This window comes from Caballeronia udeis (assembly GCF_001544555.2).
In the GTDB taxonomy this organism is placed as follows: domain Bacteria; phylum Pseudomonadota; class Gammaproteobacteria; order Burkholderiales; family Burkholderiaceae; genus Caballeronia; species Caballeronia udeis.
Genome location: NZ_FCOK02000053.1, coordinates 31,916 through 52,346, shown reverse-complemented (window position 1 = coordinate 52,346; position 20,431 = coordinate 31,916). Strand labels below are relative to the sequence as shown.

Sequence of the window (20,431 nt, the reverse complement as noted above, 5' to 3'; positions counted from 1 at the left end):
TTTATCGCAGTTTTGCTTGAGCAGAACACCATCCCCACGCACGCCGCTTTTCAAACACCCTTCCACGCGTCGAAGACCAGGCTGGCGCAACTGCCGCCGAAGCCGAAAGAAATCGACATTGCTGTATCTATCTTCAAGGTCCGCGATGCGCGCACGAGCGGCATGCCGTTCAAGCGCGGATCGGGTGTTTCTATCGGCCCTGTCCCGGCGACAAACCCATCACGCATCATCAGCAAGGCGTAGATCGCCTCATGCACGCCGCATGCTCCAAGCGGATGACCGGACAATCCCTTCGTCGATGAAAACAGCGGGACGTCCTCGCCAAATACATCACACAACGCATGCAGCTCTTCAATGTCACCGAGGCGCGTGGAAGGTGCGTGCGTGTTGATATAGGACGGACGTGTGCCTGCTTCGTCGAGTGCGCCACGCATGGCGCGTGCGATGCCCGATGCATGCGGGCTCACCATGCCCGCACCGTCCGTGCAATGACCAAAGCCCGTCAGTTCAGCGTGAATGCGTGCGCCCCGTGACAACGCATGGTCCAGCGACTCAAGCACCAGCACGCCCCCGCCCGACGCAATCACGAAACCATCGCGCGTGCTGTCATAGGGACGCGAGGCGCGTTCCGGGACGTCGTTAAAACGCCTCGACAATGCCCCCATTGCGTCGAACAACAGGGTCGTGTTGTCGTGCAAACCTTCGCTGCCGCCCGCGAGTACGATCTGCTGGCGGCCGGTCTGGATCAGTTGCATCGCCTGTCCGATCGCGAGAGCCGATGTGGTGCAGGCCGACGACGGCGAATAGGTCATGCCCTCCAGCCCGAACACCTGCGCCACGTTCGCCGACGTGGTGCTGCCCATCACTTGCGGGACCGCATACGGCGGCACTTTCTCGATACCGCGCGCATGAGCAATTGCAATCGCCGTGTCATAGGCGGAGAGCGCGCCGGTGCCCGAGCCGATCACCGCGCCGGCACGCGGTGAACGCAACAGAGAGGGGGCGAGATTGGCATCGTGTATTGCTTTACGCGCCGCATGGCATGCAAAACGCGCCGTGTCGCCCATGAAACGCTCGAGCTTGCGATCGAACGGCGGCTCGTCCGCGATCGACGCCACGCCCGCCACCTGGCTAGCCAGGCCGAGTTCACGCCATGCATCGACGCGCGTAATTCCACTTCGGCCGTGGCGCAAGGCAGCGGAGACTTCATCCAGCGTGTTACCCAGGCACGACACAATGCCCATGCCCGTCACGACCACGCGTGACAAGCCACGAGGCGCAGGCGTGGATGCAGGCATTACCGCACTCATGGCAGGCGCCTGAAAATCAGCGACGTATTGATGCCACCGAACGCGAAGTTGTTGCTCATGACATATTCGGCATCGATGGTACGGCCGCTATCCACGATGTAGTCGAGCGGCGCGCAAGCCGGATCGACCTGCGTCAGGTTGAGCGTCGGTGCATACCAGTTCCGTTTCATCATCTCGATGGTCCACCACGCCTCCAGCGCCCCGCACGCACCCAGCGTGTGGCCGACGTAACTCTTCAGCGAGCTGATCGGCAAACGCGCGCCGAAGGTTTGCGCGGTCGCGTGGCTTTCGGCTACATCGCCGCGATCCGTCGACGTGCCATGCGCGTTGACGTAAGCAATGGCTTCGGCCGGAAGTTGCGCGTCGCGCAGCGCGAGCTGCATCGCGAAGGCCATGGTGCCGGCCGATGGCTGCGTCATGTGCGCCCCGTCCGAGTTACAGCCAAAGCCAATCACCTCCGCATGAATGCGCGCCCCGCGTGCGAGCGCGTGTTCATACTCTTCGAGCACCAGGGTCGCTGCACCTTCACCGACCACGAGGCCGTCGCGGGCGACATCGAAGGGACGCGGCGTCAGATGAGGCTCGTCGTTGCGCGTGCTGGTGGCGTAGAGCGTGTCGAACACGGCGACGGCGGGCCCGGACAATTCTTCCGCGCCGCCCGCGAGCATCAGCGTCTGCTTGCCGGCCGCGATCATCTCGTAGGCGTAACCAATCGCCTGGCTGCCCGAAGCACACGCGCACGATGTCGGCACAATGCGGCCCTTCAGGTCCCAGAACAGGCTCACGTTGACCGCCGTGGTATGCGGCATCATCTGCACATAGCTGTTCGACGTCACGTCGCTCATTGAACCGGTTTCGATCATCTTGCCGAATGCGCGAATTGGCTGGACCGATCCGGAGGACGATCCGTAGGCCACGCCCATGCGGCCGTCCTTGATCGTGAGGTCGTCGGCGAGACCTGCATCGGCCAGCGCCAGTTCGCTCGCGCGCACGGAATACAGGGACACGGGTCCCATCGAACGGGTTTTCTTGCGCGGGTAATAAGCGGGCGGGGTGAAGGCGGGCAAGGGGCAAGCGAGCCGTGTATGCAACAGCTCGAAGTAATCCCACTCGGGCATACGGCGCACGGCGTTGCGGCCGCTCCTCAAGTTTGCCTCGATCTCGTCCCAGGCGTTGCCGAACGCCGTGACGCCACCCATGCCGGTAATGACTACGCGCTTCATCAGATCATCCCGCCATTGACGCCGATCACCTGCCGCGTGATGTACGAGGCCGCATCCGACATGAGAAAACTCACCACGGACGCAACCTCGGCCGGTTGCCCGACACGGTTCATCGGCACCGTCTTCAATGCCTGTTCGAGCGGTACATTTTCAAGCATGCCGGTGTCGATCAGCCCTGGCGCCACGCAATTCACGGTGATGTTGCGCGTCGCCAGTTCGACAGCGAGCGCCTTCGTAGCGCCGATAAGCCCGGCCTTCGCCGCGCTGTAGTTCACCTGACCGCGATTGCCCATCACGCCCGAGACCGAGGCGATCGTCACGATGCGCCCGCCCTGCTTTGCACGAACGAGCGGCATGGTCAGCGGATGCACGACGTTATAAAAAGAGTCGAGACCGGTTTCGATCACGATGTCCCAGTCTTCTTCGGTCAGCGCCGGGAACGCCGCGTCACGCGTCACACCCGCGCAGCAGACGATGCCGTAATACGCGCCATGGCTCGCCACATCGGCTTCGAGCACTTCGCGGCATGCGGCACGGTCGCGCACATCGAATTGCAGCACCCGTGCCGTGCCGCCTTGCGCGGCAATGCCGGTCGCAACAGCGTCAGCTTCAGTGCGGCCGCTGCGGCAATGCACGGAGACCGTAAAACCGTCTGCCGCAAGTTGATACGCTATCGCGCGGCCAATGCCACGGCTTGCGCCCGTTACAAGAACACGCCGGCTCATGATCCGACACTCCCCTGGATGAACGACTGAAAATCAGCCGGTTGATACACCTTGATGACCGCCTCGGCGCAGCACACGTTGCCGTGATCCCGATGCGGGTCGTGATGGATCGAGCATTCGTACGCGCCGTGGCCTTCTTCACCGCGTAGCAGTTCCTTCACTTCGATGCGCAACCGGGCACCGCATGCAAACACCGGCATATGCGCCTCATACCGGCGTGATCCGAGCAGCACGCCGGGACGTGCCCGACCGCCTGCGCGCATGGCGAGCAAGGCGACGTGCGCGGCAATTGCCTGCGCCATCAGTTCGATGCCTATCCACGCCGGCATTGCACCGTCGGCAACGGCATACCAGGCATCCGCTCGCACGCTGGCATAAGCGCTCAGGGTTTCGTCCGTGCAGGCGCTGACGCCGTCGAGCAACAGCATCGTGCCCCGGTGCGGCAAGATTGTTTCAATGGAGCCAAAGCTGTCGTTATTCATAGGGGTCGTCACCGTCATCACCGGCCGAGGATCAGGCTGACGTTGCTGCCGCCGAACGCAAACGAATTGCTCATCACATACTGCGCGCCCGCCATGCGCGGCAGATAACGCTCGCTTTCGACCAGATCAAGCCGCGGCAGCGCCGGGTCGGCCTCGCCGTCCCACAGATGACGCGGTAGAGCGACACCGTCGCGTGCCAGTGTGAGCCACGCGAAGCCGAGCTCGGTCGCGCCCGCTGCGCCAAGTTGATGCCCGGTCAGCGGCTTGGTGCCGCTGGCCGCGACGCCGCGCTTGAACACCCGCGCCATCAGGTGCGCTTCCATGTCGTCGTTCTTGCGCGTCGCCGTTGCATGAAGGTTCACATAAGCAATATCAGCCGGCGCAAGACCGGCGTCCGCCAGGGCGGCGCGCAATGCAATTTCACCGCCCGTACCTTGTGGATCGGGTGCGGAAATGTGATGCGCATCGCTTGATTCGCCGATGCCCGCAAGAACCACCGGGCCTTCGTCGCGGCTCATCAGGAACACGGCCGCGCCCTCGCCCACGTTGATCCCGCAGCGATTGCGGCTCATCGGATTAGAGCGGACCGCACTGGTCGATTCGAGCGACGCGAAGCCCTGCACGGTCAATTCACATAGTGAATCCACACCGCCGACCACGACCGCATCGCACAGGTGCAACTGGAGTAACCGGCGCGCGGAGACGAACGCCTTGGCGCTTGAGGTGCACGCGGTCGAGATCGTGAATGCCGGGCCGTGGAGGTTAAGCGCTGCGGCGGCGAACGGCGCCACCGTACCAATTTCGACTTGCCGGTAGTCGAAGTTCACCGGCAACTTGCCTGCCTGCGCCTGATACACGAATGCGGCCTCGGCCGCTTCAATGCCCGATGTACTTGTGCCAAGCACCACGCCAACCCTATGGGCACCGTAACGTTCGCGCGCGGCCTCTACCGCCGGCGCAATCTGCGCAAGCGCAGCGAGCAGCAGCCGGTTATTGCGGCAGTCGTAACGCGCCAACGAGTCCGGAGGCGCGAGATCGAGCGGCACGGTAACACTGCCGGTAAATGTATCGCCGATGCCGGTATGGATCGTCCCCATGCCGGGGGAAATACCGGCTGCAAGCGCCGGCACGATCGAGTCCAAACTATCGCCGAGCGCATTGATCAGTCCCAGCGCATGCAGATAAACCCGTGGCCCGTTCATGCGGCCCTCCTTCGTTCCGATGGCATGCCGATCGGCGCAAGCAGCACCGACACCGCGATGCCAGTCCCAAGCGTCGCGCCGAAACTCCTCAGCGCGGGCATCGCGCTCATGGCGAGCAGGCCGAAGGAAAGCAGAGTCGTTGCCGCCGACAGCAGCACGCCCGTCCATACCGCGCCGAGATCGGCGTCCGCACGCGCGGTGCCCTCGCGCAGGAATACGGCATAGTTTGCGCCCACACCCAGCACGAGCATCAATGCCAGCCAGTTGAACAGATTCAACGGCACGCCTGCATAGCCAAACACAGCGAGCGTCACGCCCACCGCCAGCAACACCGGCAGCGTGACGACAATGCCGCCTAGCGGCCGGTAGCGCGCCATCATCAGCAGGAGCACGCTTAGCAGCGCGCCCGCCAGCCAGATGCCGCTGTCGACACGATAAGCGCCGAACAGCGTCGACACGCTCGCGGCTTTATCGACAAAGCTTACGCCTGGCAATGCGTGTGCCGTGGAGATCAGCACAGGCTCGTTCGCCGGCGTCACGCCTTGCGGGATCACGACGGCGGCATAACCGCCTGACGCTGATGCCGCGTCAACTCTTCCGAGCCACAGATGACGGAACGGCTGCGACCACGGCGCCGCAAGCCAGCTATCGACGCTCAGTACCGCACGGTCCGACTTCGCATAGGCCGCGAGCCACGCGTCAGCGACTTCATCGCGGAAACCGGCTTGAAGAAGTGTCGCGCGTAACGCGGACGGATCATTGAATACACGTTGACCGAGCAGGGTATGGTCCTCGTTTTGCCGCTTCGCAGACGGGACGAACGACGTTATCGACTGCCAGCTGCTCAGCTTCGCAGCGCCCGTCAAACCGTCGAGCTTCGCGTCCAGCGCTTCGGCGCGCTCCAGCACTACCTCCGGCGTCTCGCCGCGCACGACGAAGAACTGCGTGCTGTTGTCGAAGCCGACCGCGTCGCGGACCTTTTGCTCCTGCGCCATGAGCACGGGGTCGCGCTGGATCAGCAGATGGATGTCGTCGTCACTCGTGAGCCGCAGCCAGCCCGGCACGGCAACAATCAGCAGAAGAGCCGCCACGCCCCACGCCCGTCGTCCGCCGATCACTGCACGCCATGCACCAAGCAGACGGGCCGCCCCGGCGAATACGCGCTGCGGACGGCGCTTGGGCGCACGGACCAGCAACGCGGGCAATAGCCACAGCACTGACGCAAACGCTGTGCAGATACCCACGATCGCAAAACAAGCGATCTGCTTGAGCGCGGGAAAGGGCACCCACGTGAGAATGGCGTACCCCAACAGGCTTGTGGCGAGCGCGACCGTCAGCGCGGGCCGCACGGCGCGCACGCCACGCTGTGCATCCCAGTCGCGCCCGGCACCGAGGTAGACAACAAAATACTGAATCGAATAGTCGACTGCCTCGCCGATCAGGCTCGCGCCGAATACGAGCGTCAGCAGATGCAGCTTGCCGAATATCAGCATGGTGGCGGCGAGCGCGCAGACAATGCCGAGCGCGGTCGAAACGAAACCGAGCAGGATCAGCCGCGGCGAACGGAACACCCACAACATCAGCAACGCAATCCCGCAGAGCGACGCGACACCAATCAGATGCACTTCCCGCTCCGAGGCGGCGCGCGCCGCTTCCGCGTAGAAAACAGCGCCGGTGCGGGCCAGGGTCACATCGGGAAAACTCTGCCTGAGGGTAGCTTCGCTGTGCGCCACGGCTTCGTGGACCGCATGCTGGACCTTCGATTCATATGCCGAACCCGGCAACGTCGCCATGACCAGAACGCTGGTTGCATTGCCTTGATGCGCCACCAGCAAACCGTCTTCAACCTCCAGGTTCGAGGTCGCCAGCGGCAAGCCCGCAAGCCAGTGTTCGAGCCAGCCGAACGGATCGTCCGCAAGCTGGGTCGCGAGGCCGCTGCGCAGCGGGCTATAGAGGCGTCGCGCGAGCGTGTCGTGCAAGGAGACCGTGCCGTCTGCGAGCGCGGTGCGATCGGCGGGTGCAAGCAGACCGAATCGATACGGCATGTACAACCCGGCAATCTTCGACAAATCGAATGGCGGCAGCTCCGCGGTCACCGAGCCGAACGCTTTGCTTGCCGACAACGTCGCGCCAAGTTCTTGCGCCGCGTCTTTGGCGTGCGCTGCGTCATGGCTCGTCACAAGGAAAACCGTCCGATCACCCAGCGCGGTCGCGAGGGTATCGACGGCTTTTTCAGCGACCGGATCCGCTTCCGTTGCGGGTAACAGCGCAAGCAGGTTCGTCTGCAGCGGCGACGGCCCCGCAAATCGCCACACGCAATAAAGCGTTGCGACGAGCGCGAGCAGCAACCACCCGGCGCGCATGCCCCACGCCGGTTTTGCGGCCTGTGATTGCGGAACCCGCATTTACGGCGCTCCGAACAGCGCGCGATCGGCCGGCGGCAACTCAGTCATCGCCGTGCTGTTCGCAAAGTCGATGCGCGTGACGTCGCCATTGGCGAGCGTAATGCGCAGCGCCTGCAAGTAGTCTGCGCCGCTCATCTCAAGGCCTTTGATCGATTGGGCGAGTTGCGGTTGATTCGGGGTCAGCTGCATACGCCATTGCGCCGGTGTGCCGTCCGCGTGCACGTCGAATTGTGCGTAGAGCGCCGAGAGATCGCCACCCAGCATCGCGCGCATCATCCGGGAAACCTGTGCGACGCCGCGCACGCCATTGCCGCTATTCGAACTCGTCCGCTGGCCGTTTGCGTTGACTTCGCTCACGCCGGTATCGGTGATGACATAGGTTGCTTTGTACGGAGTATCGATCTGCCAGATCACGCCTCGTTCGCGGAAAAAAACGAGTGAACCCGTGCTGACCAGCGGCTGTTTCATCGCGGACAGCGTTTGGGTTTGCGTGAACTGCGCGCGAACGCCCTTGGCCCGTGCAAGATGTCCTGCTATCTGCGAAACCAGACCCGTATTGCTCGCCGATGCAGGCTGCGCCGCAAACACCGGCACGGAGAACGCGATGAACAAAATGGCAATCGCATTGCGCCAAGTCAACGTGCCCATGCGCGCTCCAGTTTCTCGATCATCACGGGCGGCGACACGAACTGCAGTTCCTGCGTCGCGGCATGGATGGCAACCTGAATCGTATAGCCCTTCGTCAGCCGCCCGCCTGAAGCGGCATCGACTATCTCGTAGCCAATCTTCAATCGGTTTTCATATTCCAGCAATTGCGCGCGCACCTCGATCTGCTGCCCGTAGGTCGCCGGGCGCACGTACTTGAGATGCACTTCGACGATGGGCCAGAGATAACCCGACGCCTGCATCTCGCGATAGTCGTAGTCGAACAAACGCAGCAACGCCGCCCGGCCGATCTCGAAGTACTTCAAGTAGTGGCCATGCCAGCAGACGTTCATGGCGTCGACGTCGTGGAACGGTACTTCAACTGCCGCGCTCGCCGTCAGGACCCTGGGGGCCGCAGCTTCACTCATGCTGATCCTTTCCACCATAACCCTCGACCAGGTCACACGCAGCGATCCGTGCAGTCAACGCGCGCAGGTCGCTTTCGAGCGCGCGGTCTTCATCGACGAAAGGGGACCCAGCTGTCACGCTCTCCATGAACGCGTGCAACGGCGGGGGGATGGGTGTCGTATTGTTTAAACGCAGACGCAAGCGCGCAGCCTGCACGGCAGCAAGCGTATGGGCTGCGGCGACTTGCTCGGTCAGCTCCAGGATACGCAGGCAATCACGCGCGGCAATCGTGCCCATGCTTACCTTGTCCTGGTTATGTGCTTCGGTTGAGCGCGAGAACACGCTGGCGGGCATGGTCAGCTTGAGCGCTTCCGCCGTCCATGCCGACGACGATATCTGCACCGCCTTGAAGCCATGATTGATCGATGCCCGCTCAGGCGCTGCACCCGACAAGCTGCGCGGCAGGCCGTTGTTGAATTTATCGTCGACGAGCAGCGCCAGTTGGCGGTCCATCAAATCGGCAAGATTCGCGACCGCCACTTTCAGCGCGTCCATCGCGAAGGCAATATGGCCGCCGTAGAAGTTGCCGCCATGCAGCACGCGTTCAGCATCGGGATCGATCAGCGGATTGTCGTTGGCGCTGTTCAACTCGTTCTCGACATCGCGACGCACCCATGACAGCGCATCGCGCGCAACGCCGATCACGTGTGGCGCACAGCGGATGGAATAGCGATCCTGCAGGCGATGCCCCGGCGTGTCCTCGCGGCCGGCGAGATCCTCGCGTATCCATGCCGCGGCTTCGGCCTGCCCTGCATGTGGTTTGACTTCGAACAGCATGGGGTCGAAGTGCGCGGCGCGGCCGTCGAGCGCGACGGTGGACAACGCGGTCAGGCGTGTGGCAAGCCGTGTCAGGTGAGCGGCCCGGGCGAACGCGAGGCACGCCAGGCCCGTCATGACCGCGGTGCCGTTCATCAACGCAAGCCCTTCTTTAGGTGCTAGCGTGAGCGGTGTGTGACCAAGCCTGGCCCAGACGCTGCGGGCATCGCATAACTCGTCGCGAAACCGCACGTCGCGCTCGCCAACCAGCGCGGCCGCCACGTAGGACAAAGGCGTCAGGTCACCGCTCGCCCCCACCGATCCCTCCGATGGAATCCGCGGCAGCACGCGATGATTGATCAGGTCGGCAAGCCGTTCAAGCAGCACGTGGCGTACGCCCGAGAACCCGTACGCCAGGGAATTGAGCCGCGCGGCGATGACGGCAAGCGTCTGCGCGTCGTCGAGATGCTGGCCCATGCCGCAGCCGTGATAACGCAGCAATTGCAGGGGCAGGACTTCGACCAGTTCCATGGGTACATCGACCACGCATGAGTCGCCGTAACCGGTGTTGACGCCATAGACGGTTGCGCCCTGCAGAAGATGGCGGCGCAGGAAATCGGCGCCGCGTTCAATGCGTGCGCGCCAGGCCGGGTCGGCACTCAGCGCGACAGGCGTTCTCCCATTGGCGATCGATACGACTTCTTCAATCGTCAGCCGCCTGCCGCCGATGACGATGGCTTCTGCGGCGGTGCGCGCCAACCCGTCCATGTCGCCCATCCTGCCGCCCGGATCATGTTCGGCCATTCGCGCCTCTGGTGTCATTAGCATTGCCATTGGGACGCGCCCAGAAATCGAAGAAATTGAACCATTGATAAGGCGCCTTGCGGCAATAGTGTTCGAGACGCGACGCATAACGCTGTGCCCACGCGGCGAGTTGCTGCGCACGTTCCCCGCGCGGCAACTCGATGCGCTCCGCGAACGGCTCGAAGTAGAGCCTGTATCCCTGCTCTTCCTTGAGGCAGAAAAACAGGTACACGGGGCAACCGAGCGCATGGGCGAGCACATAAGGGCCCTGCGCAAACGCCGCTGTCGAACCAAGAAACTGCGCCTCGGTCGTGCGGCCGGCATCACGCGCGGGCACGCGGTCGCCGACGATCACCAGCAACTCGCCTGCCTCCACCCGATCCTGCATCATCATCGCCGTCTCGGGGCCGAAGTCGCTCACTTCGACAAGACGTTGCGCGAAATCGCTATTCGCCGATGCCAGCACGCTGTTGAAACGGCGTGCCTGTTCCGTGTAGACAACCGCGGTGATCTTCGCACGCGCGCCGCGCGTGGCAAGCGCCCGGGTCATCTCGAGGTTGCCGAGATGCGCGCCGATCACAAGTGCGCCACGGCCGCTCGCGCTCAACGCTTCGAACGCGGCCGGGTCCTCGAACTTCACGTCGTCCAGGCTGACGCGACCCGACCATGCAGCGAGTTTATCGAAGCCGGATCGCGCGAAGGCCAGCATGTGCTTATACGCGGACCACCATCCGGGCTGGGGCGTTCCATCCTGCGGCGCGGTTTGCTGAAGATGCATGAAGTAGCTGCGTGACGCAGCGCGAGCGCGGCTCCCCGTCAGCAGGAAATACGCGACGATCGGATGCAGCCACAACGCAGTGAAGCGCGTGCCGAAGAGACGACAGCTGAGCGCGAGCAAGGACATGCCGAGATGGCTGCCGCGTTCTGCGATATGCCACCAGTGCTGCTCGTTTTCATTCGATGATGCGGCCGACGCGCGCGGCATCAACTTGTGTGCAAGCAGCATTGGCAGCCGCATCAGCATGCCCGCGACAAGCCGCGTATGAGTACGGCTGATGCGCACGTTGTCCCACAGCACGTCGAAGTGCGAAACGCCATCGCTTGCATAGGTAACGCGCGTCGGGATCGAACGGAACGCTATGCGGCGCCAGTACAGCCGCACCACTATCTCGATGTCGAAATCCATGCGCGTCGGCAACCGGACCTCGTCGATCAGCGTGCACACGGCGTCAAGCGGATACAGGCGAAAACCGCACATCGAATCGCGGATCGTGAACGAGAGCGTTTCGATCCACACCCACACATGCGTCAGATAACGGCCGTAGAAACGCGCCTTCGGTACGGATTCGTCGTAGACGGGGCGACCGAGAATCACCGCGCCCGGCTCCGCACGCGCGGCTTCGATGAAGCGAGGCAGATCGGCAGGATCATGCTGTCCGTCCGCGTCGATCTGCAGGCCATGCGTGAAACCCGCCTTCCGCGCTGCCCGCAGGCCCGTCATCACCGCCGCGCCCTTGCCGGCGTTGAGGGGCAACCGGATCAACGTAAGCGTGTCCGCGTACTGCTGGCGAAGCGAGGCGAGCACATCCTGGGTGGCCTGGTCGCTGCCGTCATCGACGATAAAAAGCGGCAGCCCGTGCACGCTCAGATTCGCGACGGTCGCGCTGATCGCGTCCTTGTGGTTATAGATCGGGATGATGATGCACGGCCGGTTGGACGACACAAGGCTCATGCGGTCCCCCGATAAACAATGACACCGGACGCACAATCGCGGCGCCCAAGCCGATACACAAATTGCACGCGGTGACGCGACGCGTCATGCGTCAGCGTGAGATCAAGCAGCGCGCCCGGCGGCACCGGAGCCTTGAATTTCAACTGATCGATCGATGCCAGCGCACGCACGCCCGGCACTTGCTCGGCTGCCAGTCGCATTGCCCAGTCGACCTGTACAACACCCGGCAGGATCGGCAAGCCGGGGAAGTGGCCGGCGAAATGCGCGAGCGTCGGCGGCACGCGAAGTTCGTAGTGCAGCGCGGTTTCGCTGCGAACTTCCGAGAGCACTTCCACGCCGTCCGCACGGGCAGTGAACGCGCCGGCAACAGCGGCCGCCGGCAACTTGCCGCGGGCATCGAACGGAAGCGCAAAACGGAACCGCCAGGAACGCGGCAGCACGACGATATCGAAATACGCTGCAAGGTGACGGCGCAGCATCTTGGCGAGCACCACCCGCCCTCGTTCCAGAAATGCTTCACTGCCGGCTTCGGTCAGCGCCACCACCGCGCCGACACGCTCGCGCGACATCCCTTCAAGCGACACAACCGCAGCCTGTGCTACATACGGATGCAGCCCGAGGCGGGCTTCGAGTTCGGGCAGCGACACGCGCTTGCCATCGAGCTTGATCACGCGGTCGAGCCGGCCTTGCAGACGAAAGCGTCCGTCCGTGTCGAACGCGATGGTGTCGTCGGTACGATGCCAGTCGTCATGGCCCAGATGCGGCGAACGCAGGTTGAGCGCGCCGTCGTCACCGCGGTGGACCTCGATACCGTTCAACGCTTGCCATGCATCCGTCTGATCCTGCCGGCGCCATGCAATACCGCCCGTCTCCGTGCTGCCATAGATCTCGATGGGCGCCCCGCCGAAGGCGGCGGCATATTTGCTTGCCGTGTCTGCCGCAAGCGGGCCGCCCGATGAAAAAAACACGTGCGGTGCAGGGCTCAGGCTGGCGAAACCATCGAGTTCAGGCCAGCGCGATAGTTGCGCCGGCGTGGACACCACGACCGGGGATCCCGGCCCGCACTGCGCGATCCGCGCCTGCAAATGTTGCGGGTCAATGCTTAGCGCCCGGTCGAACGCGCGCCCGGCCGCGAGTGGCCAGAAAACGCGAAACAGCAGCCCGTAGATATGATGATGCGGGACGCTGCCGAGCACGGCCGCGTCGCCGACAAGCTCGCCCCACTGCGTCTCTAGCGTATGAACTTCGGCATTGAATTGCGCGAGCGTCTTGCGGATCGGCTTCGGTGCGCCGCTGCTGCCGGAGGTGTACAGCGTGAGCGGCGCGTGTGGATCAATGGATGCTGAAGGATTGACGCGCTCCGGCCGTGAGTCCAGCGCAGGCATGTCGGAATCATTCAGGACAGCATCGTAGGCATTTGAGAGATCGGCCAGATAACCGGGCGCTGCATGCGCTGGAATGACCGGTTCCTTGCCGCAGGCAAATAACGCAAACAGCACGCAGGCGAAGTTGAACGGATCGTCAATGCACAACGCATAGCGTTGCGCCGGCTGCTTGCCCAAATGCGCGGCGATGGCCCGCACTCGTGCAAGGAACATGGCGAAATCGAGTACGTCGGCACCGTCGCGGCAAACGGGCGTGCGGGCATCGCGCCTTGCCAGCAACACTTCATGCAACGCGATCATGCCGCCTCCGAGCGCGCGGCTCGCGGCAACACGGCCACGTAGCGCCACACGATCTCTCCAACCAGCAACACGCCGATCAGGCCATACGCGATCGCGCCGTTGTAAAGCGACCATGCAGCAGGCGTCCAGAACAACGCCGTATAGACGGAAAACGCACCGTTCAGAATGAAGAACACACACCACATTTGCGTGACCCGGCGCGTGTACCGCACCGCATGCGCGCCAAGCCCGGGGTTCCCCATGCGCGCGAATTTTTCGATCATGGATGGCCCGCGCACAAGCGTCGCACTGAACGCGACCAGCAGTCCGAGGTTCACAAACGACGGATACAGATGCAACAGCAACTCACTGCCGGACAATACGATCCCCGCCGATGCGCAGCTTAAAAGACCCACGACGCACCAGTCCGTCGCGCTAAGCTGGCGCAGCGACTTGGCGAACGTACCCGTCCCGGCCCAGCGCTGCAGCCAAAGCAAGGCAAATAGCGCAGCGCCAATGTAACGCGGCGAATCCCATCTCCAGGCACACAGGATCATCAACGGGTAAGCGACCTTCAGCGCAACTTGCAGAACCGATCGCAGCCAGCCAAGGGGCCTCGCATGCAAACCCGGGCCCTCAGCCTCCGGCCCCGCGGCACCCTGCTCGCCGGAACGTGAATGCTCCGCTTGCATCACCCCTGTTCCGCCAGCAGCGATTCCACCGCACCGATCACATCGCCGACCGTGCGCACCGACTTGAACTCTTCCGGCTTGATGCGCCGTCCGGTCATTTCCTGCAGCTTGATAGCGAGATCGACCGCGTCGATGCTATCCAGGTCGAGGTCCTCGTACAGATGCGCTTGCGGCGTCACGCGATCGGGCTCGATCGCGAAGTTCTCTTTGAAGATGGCGCGGATGCGCTCAAGGATCTCTGTCTCGGTCACGATTTACTCCCCTTGTCCCCGATATCGTTCGTGGCACTCAGCCCGCCTTGCTGGCTGGCGACCAGCGCGGCGAGCGTGCTGATTGAACGGAAGTGCTCTCGCGTGCGTTCGTCGTTCGCCGCAATCTTCAATTGATAGTGCTTGCGCAGCACGATGCCGATCTCGAGTGCATCGATCGAATCGAGCCCGATGCCATCGGTGTCGAACAGCGGCGCATCGTCGTCGATGTCAGCAGGGCTCAGGTCTTCCAGATCGAGTGCATCGATCAGAAGCTGCTTAATTTCCAGTTTCAAAGAATCCATAGTCGAACAGCCGCTGGTTAATGTGTGCCTCAATAGCGCTGGTCAAAGTGCGCGCGGCAAGGGCCGGAGAAGGAGCTTCATGCGATGCATCAGTTGACGCATCATGCGCCGTGAGCTGGTCGGCCGCGACTGGCTCAAGCACGCTCACGCGAATGCGGAACGCCCGCGACGGCACGTGATACCACCGCATCTGCTTGGTGAAGGCCGGCGGGTCGCAATCCATCAGCACGGGCAGGATCGGCGTGCCTGCCTTGAGGGCGATATGCGCAAAACCCCGCGAGAATGCGTGCAACCGGTTCGGCCCGGGACTACGCGTGCCTTCCGGGAAAATGATCATGGTATAACCCGCAGCAATCTGGCGGGCGCTGGCTTCAACGAGTTCGATCGGGTCGACGTTGCTCACGTATTCGGCCGCCCGCACGATGCCCCAGAAGCAGGGATTACCCCAGTGCGCGTTCTTGACCACGCAGCACGCAGAAGGTGTGAGCGCGAGCAGCACGACTACGTCGAGGTAGGTTGGGTGATTGGCAACCACAATCACGGGGCCGGCGTCGCGCAAGGCGACCGCTCCCGTGACTTCCAGTTCCATCACGCCGATCCACTGCAAAACGGCGACCAGCGCCCGGAAGAACCAGTGAATGATGGTCGTGACCACACGCTGACGCGACGCGCGATGCGGCCACAGCCACGCGAGCGGAAACACCAGCACCGAGAACAGCAGTCCGCAGACGCCGAACACCACGAAGCTCATGCCCGTGGCAAGCAGCCGCCAGCCTTTGTTAAGCCGCGCGTTCATGCCAGCTCCAATGCCAGGTAGTACCGGCGTTTTGCCACGTGGCGGGCGCCCGTGTATTGAGACAGCGTTGGACCGCTTCGCTCTGCGTAAGGAAAGAGTCAGAAATGGCGGGAGGTGCACATGCCGGTTCCGGAGCGCCGCAAAGGCTCCCTGTACCCGACATTGTGCATGCAAGCTGTCCCGCACCGCATGCGTCCAGCAGGATCGCGAGCGCACCGCCTTGCACCTCGTCTTCAATCGTGCCGTAGGCGGCATCGGCCGGCTCGTCGGCATAGATCACCAGCACCGGGGACGACGGGTCCGTTTCGAACTGCGCATGCGCTTCGAGCAAGGCAAACCCAAGCGTTTCCGCCCCGGCGGAAATCGCACTGGCAGGCGAATGATCGCCGCGGGCGATGCCGAATATGCCGGTCATTGCATTGAGGACGGACAGGCTGAACGCAGTCGGGGAAACCGGCTCACCCGTGCTGATCGCGCGCAGGATCTCTGTCGTGCGCCGCAGTTCACCATGCCGCGAGGCGAACACCACCCGCACGCGCTCTTGCTCAGCCACGCAGTCATGGGCGACCTTCAGGGCGCTTCGGGACAGGCTGCTCAGGCGACGGCGGACCATCGGCTCGATGAAGCTGATATCGGCGGTCGCCGCAGCCGCGACGGCGGACCATCGGGCAACGGGTATGGTCCAGCGCAGATCGTGCATATGATGTTTACGATTTGAAAGGCACCAGTACCTCACCAGGATCCGCCTGCAGCCCATGAATAAACCCGCTCCCGCCAGAAGATGTTCAAACGGCTGTCAAGAGACCACCGGTAGATATACCGATTCCCATACGGACTTAACGGCAGTTTGTGCCGATTGTTTAATGCCATAGGGCGTGCATGACGGGGTAAATGAAGCGGTACATGAAGCGTGAAGCGGTACATGAAGCGGTTAAACGAATTATCCGTACTTGGACGGGCTCCGCGTTGAGGGGCGAATCATACTGAAAATTGCTTGTTAAATCAGCCAGAAAACCGGTTCGCGCATGCGTAAGTCTCACATATACGACGGAAATTCATAATTGATTGAGCGCCCCAATAGAAATTCAAGCGTGAACAATGCAAATCTAGCCGTCGCACCCTTTTTATCCAAATCGAAAAAGTTACCGAATGTATGTTGTTGCCGCTGTACTGAAGATCACCTGTTGTCCCTCCTCCGTTCACCAGTCGTTTATCCGGTCGTCCGGGTGATCCGCGAAAGCAGCCCTGTGGCCTCGCGATTGCGGGATCGGCATTGCGCGTTTTTTGCGGAACTGATGTCGGCAGGCCGCATGTGAGCGCTGCGCCCCCGGAGTTTTCGGCAGTCGCGACGCTCATCGGGAACAACGCTTCCTCCGGAACCTTACGGAGAGCATCGGAGGATTACGTTATGCCAAGCGTTCGGATAAGGCGCAAGTCGGTAATGCGTGACTTAATCGGTGCCTTGCCCGGCTTCGTACAATGCGTAACGTCTCTTACTCGATGGCGCAGGAGCGCGGTACTGCCGGTGAGATCAGAATGCCTCTCGTAAGGTAACGAAGTGCAGTCCCCGCTTTTTGGCGGCATCGAAGACTTGCGGCAATACAGAGAGCAAGACAGGTTGACCGTCGTCGGTAATGGCGGCGTCGCCATCATGGAGCAGCAGGATGTCGCGCGGCGCCAGATCGCGCAGCAGACGGCGTGCGACGATTTCCGGGTTGCGCTCGCGGGTATCGAAGCCGCGTCGTGTCCAGGCGGCCAGTCTCAGATCGAGCTTTTGCAAGACCGGCTCCAGCAGGACATTGCGCAAGCCCGCCGGTGCGCGAAAAAAAGCCGGCCGCTCGCCCGTCAGTTCAGTCAGCGTGCGTTGCGCCATATCGATCTCACGGCTTAGCGCGCCCATGCCCGTCACTGAAAATGTATGCACATGCTTCTGCGAGTGGTTCTCCACGCCATGCCCTCGCGCGACGATCTCGCGGGTCAACGCCGGATATTGACGCGCACGTTCGCCGATCAGGAAAAATGTGGCGCGAACCTGGTGCGCATCGAGGAGGTCGAGGACCTGGGGCGTGACGAGTGGATCAGGACCGTCGTCGAGCGTGAGCGCGATGGCGTTTGCATTGCGCGGGGTGGCGGGCAAGCGAGTCCAGTTGGCGCCGAGCAGCGTTGAGCGCGGCCATAATCCCGCTGCCGTCACTGTCGCGTGGTTGACCGCCGTGCCCGCCAGCCACCATGGCCACATCTCCGGCGCGGTGGCAAAGCCCGCCAGCGCAAGGGCATGCCAGGCCGCCGTGATCTTCAGCGCGAGGGGATATCCTGTCACAGGCCAGCGTCGCCCGGACGCCGCATCCGGATCGAGTTGCAGTCGCGGATGAAGTTTGAGCATGCGAGTTCCTTCTTTGATTCCAATAACGTTACAACGGTTTATACGCTAGTAAAACATGCCTCGGCGGGCCGGGTTGAACCACGGCCGGGCTTAGCTATTTCCGGTGGATGGTGCCTGAAGGCGTCGGCACTTGTTGTGCTCGCGTGAATTCTAGCGCCTGGCGGTAGCGTCACAGCGTTTTTACGGCGATATCGTCGTAGCGCCTTAGCTTGTAGATCGCTATGGAGACGATCCAGCTCACAATGAATATGCCTATGACGATGTAGCCCAACAATCCGAAATGATCGTTGAGGCTGCCGATGGAATCCCAGAACGGGCCCTTGAGCCCGAAGCTGCCCTGGAACAAACCCAGTACCTCGATACCGCCGATCAACACCGCGACCACCACTGAAACGAACGTGATCGTCATGTTGTAGTAGAGCTTGCGCATGGGCCGGACAAAGGCCCAGCGATACGCGCCGAGCATCAGGATGCCGTCGGTGGTATCGACCAGCGACATGCCCGCCGTGAACAGGATCGGCAACACGAGCACCGACAAGAACGACAGGCCATGTGACGCCTGCGCCGCCGATATGCCGAACAACGCAACCTCGGTCGCGGTATCGAACCCGAGCCCGAACAGGAACCCCACCGGATAAAGATGCCAGCTACGCGATACCAGTCTCAACAACGGCCGGAGCAAGCGCGAGAGGAAGCCGCGATTGTTCAGCAGCAGGTCGAGATCGGTTTCGACCAGCGGTTCCCCTCGGCGCACCGCGCGAAATGTCCTGATCACGGACGCCAGCACTACGAGATTCGCGATGGCCAGCACGAACAGGAACAGCGCCGACACGCTCGTTCCGATCAGACCGCCGACACCTCTCAGGTCATCGAAATGCGTCGTCAGCGCGGTCGCGGCGAACGCAACGCCCACGGTCAGCGCGACGACTACCGTCGAGTGGCCGAGCGAGAAAAACAAGCCGGCGCCAAGCGGACTGCGGCCGACCTGCAGCAGCTTGCGGGTGACGTTATCGATAGCGGCAATGTGGTCCGCGTCCACCGCGTGGCGCAGCCCGAACGTGTACGCCAAAAGCGCCGTTCCCAGCAGCGCGGGCTGCCCGTGAAAAGCCGTCAGCGCCCATGCCCACGCGACTATATTGAAGGCGAGCAGCAGCACATAAATACCGGTGATCTTGCGGCGCAGACCCGTTGGGCGGTCATTAAAAAGCTGAGACATTTGCTTTAGCATCACAAGCCCCGGATTCTTACCCTTCAATTTGCCCTTCAATACCATCCAGCCGCCGCGCCTCTCGCAGCCTAGCGCACCATTTCGCCGGCTTCAGCCATTGCAGCCGCTTCCAGCCACGCATACCATGCCTTCATCCCCTCCCCGGTTTGCGCCGACACCTGCAGGACTTCAATAGATGGATTCACCTGCCGGGCATACGCAATGCAGCGCGCTACATCGAAGCGCAAGTGCGGCAGCAGGTCGATCTTGCTCAGCAACATCAGGCGGCTTGCGCGGAACATGTGCGGATACTTGAGCGGCTTGTCTTCTCCCTCGGTCACCGACAGGATCACCACCTTCGCCTGCTCGCCAAGATCGAACAACGCGGGGCACACGAGATTGCCGACGTTCTCGATCATCAGCCACGCATGCGAAGGCGGATCCAGTTGCGCCAGCGCGCGGGAGACCATACCGGCATCCAGATGACAGCCCGTGCCCGTGTTGATCTGCACCACGCGGCAACCGGTCGCGCGAATTCGCTCGGCGTCGTTGAGCGTCGCCTGATCGCCTTCGATGACCTGGATTGTTCGGACGCTCTGCAGATCCTGGAGATCGCGGATGGTGCGTTCGAGCAGCGTGGTCTTGCCCGCCCCCGGCGAGCTGACCAGATTCAGTGCGGTGATATGGCGGCTCGCGAGCCAGCCACGGTTGTGTTCGGCGAGTAACTGGTTCTTCGCGAGCACGTCTTGTTCGAGCGTGATCGTGGTGCCGTGAATGGCCGCGGCTATCGCTGCTTCGTGCTCGTTCTCATGCCTGTGCACGTGCCCGTCGTGTGCATGAACGTGAGCTGCATGAACATGCCGATGGGCGCGCGCATGCAGATGCGCAGCCACGCTCACGCCTGCTGCACCTCCCGCGACCTGCCGCCACGAACCCGGCTCACGCACCGCGCCGCTTTCCCCTTCCGCCGGCGTTTCAATCCGCTCGCCGGTCTCAGGGTCTGTGATCACCGTGCCGGCACCTTTCGAGCAACCGCATGTGGTACACATCAAACCACCTCCATCTGTTTTATCTTCAGCTCGCTGCCGGCCAGCAGTTCGAGGTTGACGCTTCCACACGCGCAGCGCGCGAGCAGGTCGGTCATCTCCACACTTGCGCCGCAGTCCAGGCAACGCGCCAGACCCGGTGTCTCGACAATATCGAGCGCCGCGCCTTCAAGCACGGTGTCTTTCGCGCAGACATCGAAGCAAAAACGGATCGCGTCCGGCATCACCGCCGACAACCGGCCGATCTCCAGCGTCACGCGCAGCACCCGAGCGCCCATCGCGCGTTCGGCGCAGAGCTCGACGACACTATTCGCAATGCTCAGTTCATGCATGATGCT

Annotated in this window: 20 protein-coding genes; all 20 read right to left on the bottom strand. The window is 62.6% G+C overall.

Translation table 11 applies throughout. From position 1 onward, the window contains the following. Positions 1-50: 50 nt before the first annotated feature. The 20 genes from AWB69_RS30060 to hypA all read right to left on the bottom strand — a co-directional run bounded on the left by AWB69_RS30060 (position 51) and on the right by hypA (position 20,425). Positions 51-1,310 (bottom strand): beta-ketoacyl synthase N-terminal-like domain-containing protein, encoded by a 1,260-nt coding sequence (locus AWB69_RS30060; RefSeq protein ID WP_231937283.1) that lies wholly within the window; start codon positions 1,308-1,310, stop codon positions 51-53. Continuing rightward, the gene (locus tag AWB69_RS30055; protein ID WP_062090465.1) at positions 1,307-2,533 is read right to left on the bottom strand and encodes a beta-ketoacyl-ACP synthase; all 1,227 of its coding nucleotides are present in this window, start codon (positions 2,531-2,533) and stop codon (positions 1,307-1,309) included. Before AWB69_RS30055 ends, AWB69_RS30060 begins: the two co-directional genes overlap by 4 nt. Beyond that, complete coding sequence (locus tag AWB69_RS30050) at positions 2,533-3,258, bottom strand: 3-ketoacyl-ACP reductase FabG2 (RefSeq protein WP_062090464.1); 726 nt, start codon at positions 3,256-3,258, stop codon at positions 2,533-2,535. The genes AWB69_RS30055 and AWB69_RS30050 overlap by 1 nt, the downstream gene beginning before the upstream one ends. After that, a complete protein-coding gene (locus tag AWB69_RS30045) occupies positions 3,255-3,740 on the bottom strand; it encodes a hotdog family protein (RefSeq protein WP_231937282.1) in 486 nt (161 codons plus the stop codon). The genes AWB69_RS30050 and AWB69_RS30045 overlap by 4 nt, the downstream gene beginning before the upstream one ends. Positions 3,741-3,757: 17 nt before the next feature. Beyond that, positions 3,758-4,942, bottom strand: coding sequence for a beta-ketoacyl-[acyl-carrier-protein] synthase family protein (locus tag AWB69_RS30040; RefSeq protein ID WP_062090462.1), 1,185 nt, complete (start codon positions 4,940-4,942; stop codon positions 3,758-3,760). Further along, entirely contained in the window at positions 4,939-7,347 is a 2,409-nt protein-coding gene (locus AWB69_RS30035) for an MMPL family transporter (protein ID WP_062090461.1), read from the bottom strand. Before AWB69_RS30035 ends, AWB69_RS30040 begins: the two co-directional genes overlap by 4 nt. Beyond that, a complete protein-coding gene (locus AWB69_RS30030) occupies positions 7,348-7,995 on the bottom strand; it encodes a LolA family protein (protein WP_062090460.1) in 648 nt (215 codons plus the stop codon). After that, positions 7,983-8,420 carry an acyl-CoA thioesterase gene (locus AWB69_RS30025; RefSeq protein WP_062090459.1) on the bottom strand — a complete coding sequence of 146 codons (438 nt, stop codon included), beginning with the start codon at positions 8,418-8,420 and terminating at the stop codon, positions 7,983-7,985. Before AWB69_RS30025 ends, AWB69_RS30030 begins: the two co-directional genes overlap by 13 nt. Further along, positions 8,413-10,020, bottom strand: a complete 1,608-nt coding sequence (locus AWB69_RS30020) for an HAL/PAL/TAL family ammonia-lyase (RefSeq protein ID WP_062090458.1) — start codon at positions 10,018-10,020, stop codon at positions 8,413-8,415. The genes AWB69_RS30025 and AWB69_RS30020 overlap by 8 nt, the downstream gene beginning before the upstream one ends. Further along, on the bottom strand, positions 10,007-11,752 hold the full coding sequence (locus AWB69_RS30015) for a glycosyltransferase family 2 protein (protein ID WP_062090457.1): 1,746 nt from the start codon (positions 11,750-11,752) through the stop codon (positions 10,007-10,009). The genes AWB69_RS30020 and AWB69_RS30015 overlap by 14 nt, the downstream gene beginning before the upstream one ends. Next, positions 11,749-13,437 (bottom strand): AMP-binding protein, encoded by a 1,689-nt coding sequence (locus tag AWB69_RS30010; RefSeq protein ID WP_062090483.1) that lies wholly within the window; start codon positions 13,435-13,437, stop codon positions 11,749-11,751. Before AWB69_RS30010 ends, AWB69_RS30015 begins: the two co-directional genes overlap by 4 nt. Continuing rightward, positions 13,434-14,108: a COG4648 family protein gene (locus tag AWB69_RS30005; protein WP_062090456.1), complete on the bottom strand. Its 675-nt coding sequence runs from the start codon at positions 14,106-14,108 to the stop codon at positions 13,434-13,436. Before AWB69_RS30005 ends, AWB69_RS30010 begins: the two co-directional genes overlap by 4 nt. Then, positions 14,108-14,359, bottom strand: coding sequence for an acyl carrier protein (locus AWB69_RS30000; RefSeq protein ID WP_031359256.1), 252 nt, complete (start codon positions 14,357-14,359; stop codon positions 14,108-14,110). The genes AWB69_RS30005 and AWB69_RS30000 overlap by 1 nt, the downstream gene beginning before the upstream one ends. After that, positions 14,356-14,661 carry a phosphopantetheine-binding protein gene (locus tag AWB69_RS29995; protein ID WP_062090455.1) on the bottom strand — a complete coding sequence of 102 codons (306 nt, stop codon included), beginning with the start codon at positions 14,659-14,661 and terminating at the stop codon, positions 14,356-14,358. Before AWB69_RS29995 ends, AWB69_RS30000 begins: the two co-directional genes overlap by 4 nt. After that, positions 14,636-15,457: a lysophospholipid acyltransferase family protein gene (locus AWB69_RS29990; RefSeq protein WP_062090454.1), complete on the bottom strand. Its 822-nt coding sequence runs from the start codon at positions 15,455-15,457 to the stop codon at positions 14,636-14,638. Before AWB69_RS29990 ends, AWB69_RS29995 begins: the two co-directional genes overlap by 26 nt. Then, the gene (locus AWB69_RS29985) at positions 15,441-16,157 is read right to left on the bottom strand and encodes a beta-ketoacyl synthase chain length factor (RefSeq protein ID WP_062090453.1); all 717 of its coding nucleotides are present in this window, start codon (positions 16,155-16,157) and stop codon (positions 15,441-15,443) included. The genes AWB69_RS29990 and AWB69_RS29985 overlap by 17 nt, the downstream gene beginning before the upstream one ends. 831 nt (positions 16,158-16,988) lie before the next feature. Further along, positions 16,989-17,840, bottom strand: a complete 852-nt coding sequence (locus AWB69_RS29980; protein ID WP_062090452.1) for a polysaccharide deacetylase family protein — start codon at positions 17,838-17,840, stop codon at positions 16,989-16,991. 169 nt (positions 17,841-18,009) lie between these two features. Further along, positions 18,010-19,068, bottom strand: a complete 1,059-nt coding sequence (locus tag AWB69_RS29975; protein ID WP_062090482.1) for a HoxN/HupN/NixA family nickel/cobalt transporter — start codon at positions 19,066-19,068, stop codon at positions 18,010-18,012. A 68-nt stretch (positions 19,069-19,136) separates the two neighbouring features. Continuing rightward, complete coding sequence (gene hypB, locus AWB69_RS29970; RefSeq protein WP_269447502.1) at positions 19,137-20,057, bottom strand: hydrogenase nickel incorporation protein HypB; 921 nt, start codon at positions 20,055-20,057, stop codon at positions 19,137-19,139. Between the two features lie 38 nt (positions 20,058-20,095). Continuing rightward, the gene (gene hypA / locus AWB69_RS29965; RefSeq protein ID WP_062090450.1) at positions 20,096-20,425 is read right to left on the bottom strand and encodes a hydrogenase maturation nickel metallochaperone HypA; all 330 of its coding nucleotides are present in this window, start codon (positions 20,423-20,425) and stop codon (positions 20,096-20,098) included. Positions 20,426-20,431 lie beyond the last annotated feature (6 nt).

Excerpts from the sequence above, each read along its gene's own strand:
- hypA (WP_062090450.1), bottom strand. The coding sequence starts at position 20,425 with ATGCATGAACTGAGCATTGCGAATAGTGTCGTCGAGCTCTGCGCCGAA.
- AWB69_RS30015 (WP_062090457.1), bottom strand. The coding sequence starts at position 11,752 with ATGAGCCTTGTGTCGTCCAACCGGCCGTGCATCATCATCCCGATCTAT.
- AWB69_RS30060 (WP_231937283.1), bottom strand. The coding sequence starts at position 1,310 with ATGAGTGCGGTAATGCCTGCATCCACGCCTGCGCCTCGTGGCTTGTCA.
- AWB69_RS30025 (WP_062090459.1), bottom strand. The coding sequence starts at position 8,420 with ATGAGTGAAGCTGCGGCCCCCAGGGTCCTGACGGCGAGCGCGGCAGTT.
- AWB69_RS30045 (WP_231937282.1), bottom strand. The coding sequence starts at position 3,740 with ATGAATAACGACAGCTTTGGCTCCATTGAAACAATCTTGCCGCACCGG.
- AWB69_RS29985 (WP_062090453.1), bottom strand. The coding sequence starts at position 16,157 with ATGCACGATCTGCGCTGGACCATACCCGTTGCCCGATGGTCCGCCGTC.
- AWB69_RS30005 (WP_062090456.1), bottom strand. The coding sequence starts at position 14,108 with ATGCAAGCGGAGCATTCACGTTCCGGCGAGCAGGGTGCCGCGGGGCCG.
- AWB69_RS30035 (WP_062090461.1), bottom strand. The coding sequence starts at position 7,347 with ATGCGGGTTCCGCAATCACAGGCCGCAAAACCGGCGTGGGGCATGCGC.
- AWB69_RS29990 (WP_062090454.1), bottom strand. The coding sequence starts at position 15,457 with ATGAACGCGCGGCTTAACAAAGGCTGGCGGCTGCTTGCCACGGGCATG.
- AWB69_RS30055 (WP_062090465.1), bottom strand. The coding sequence starts at position 2,533 with ATGAAGCGCGTAGTCATTACCGGCATGGGTGGCGTCACGGCGTTCGGC.
- AWB69_RS29980 (WP_062090452.1), bottom strand. The coding sequence starts at position 17,840 with ATGCTCAAACTTCATCCGCGACTGCAACTCGATCCGGATGCGGCGTCC.
- AWB69_RS29995 (WP_062090455.1), bottom strand. The coding sequence starts at position 14,661 with ATGGATTCTTTGAAACTGGAAATTAAGCAGCTTCTGATCGATGCACTC.
- AWB69_RS30040 (WP_062090462.1), bottom strand. The coding sequence starts at position 4,942 with ATGAACGGGCCACGGGTTTATCTGCATGCGCTGGGACTGATCAATGCG.
- AWB69_RS30020 (WP_062090458.1), bottom strand. The coding sequence starts at position 10,020 with ATGGCCGAACATGATCCGGGCGGCAGGATGGGCGACATGGACGGGTTG.
- AWB69_RS30030 (WP_062090460.1), bottom strand. The coding sequence starts at position 7,995 with ATGGGCACGTTGACTTGGCGCAATGCGATTGCCATTTTGTTCATCGCG.
- AWB69_RS30050 (WP_062090464.1), bottom strand. The coding sequence starts at position 3,258 with ATGAGCCGGCGTGTTCTTGTAACGGGCGCAAGCCGTGGCATTGGCCGC.
- AWB69_RS29975 (WP_062090482.1), bottom strand. The coding sequence starts at position 19,068 with ATGCTAAAGCAAATGTCTCAGCTTTTTAATGACCGCCCAACGGGTCTG.
- AWB69_RS30010 (WP_062090483.1), bottom strand. The coding sequence starts at position 13,437 with ATGATCGCGTTGCATGAAGTGTTGCTGGCAAGGCGCGATGCCCGCACG.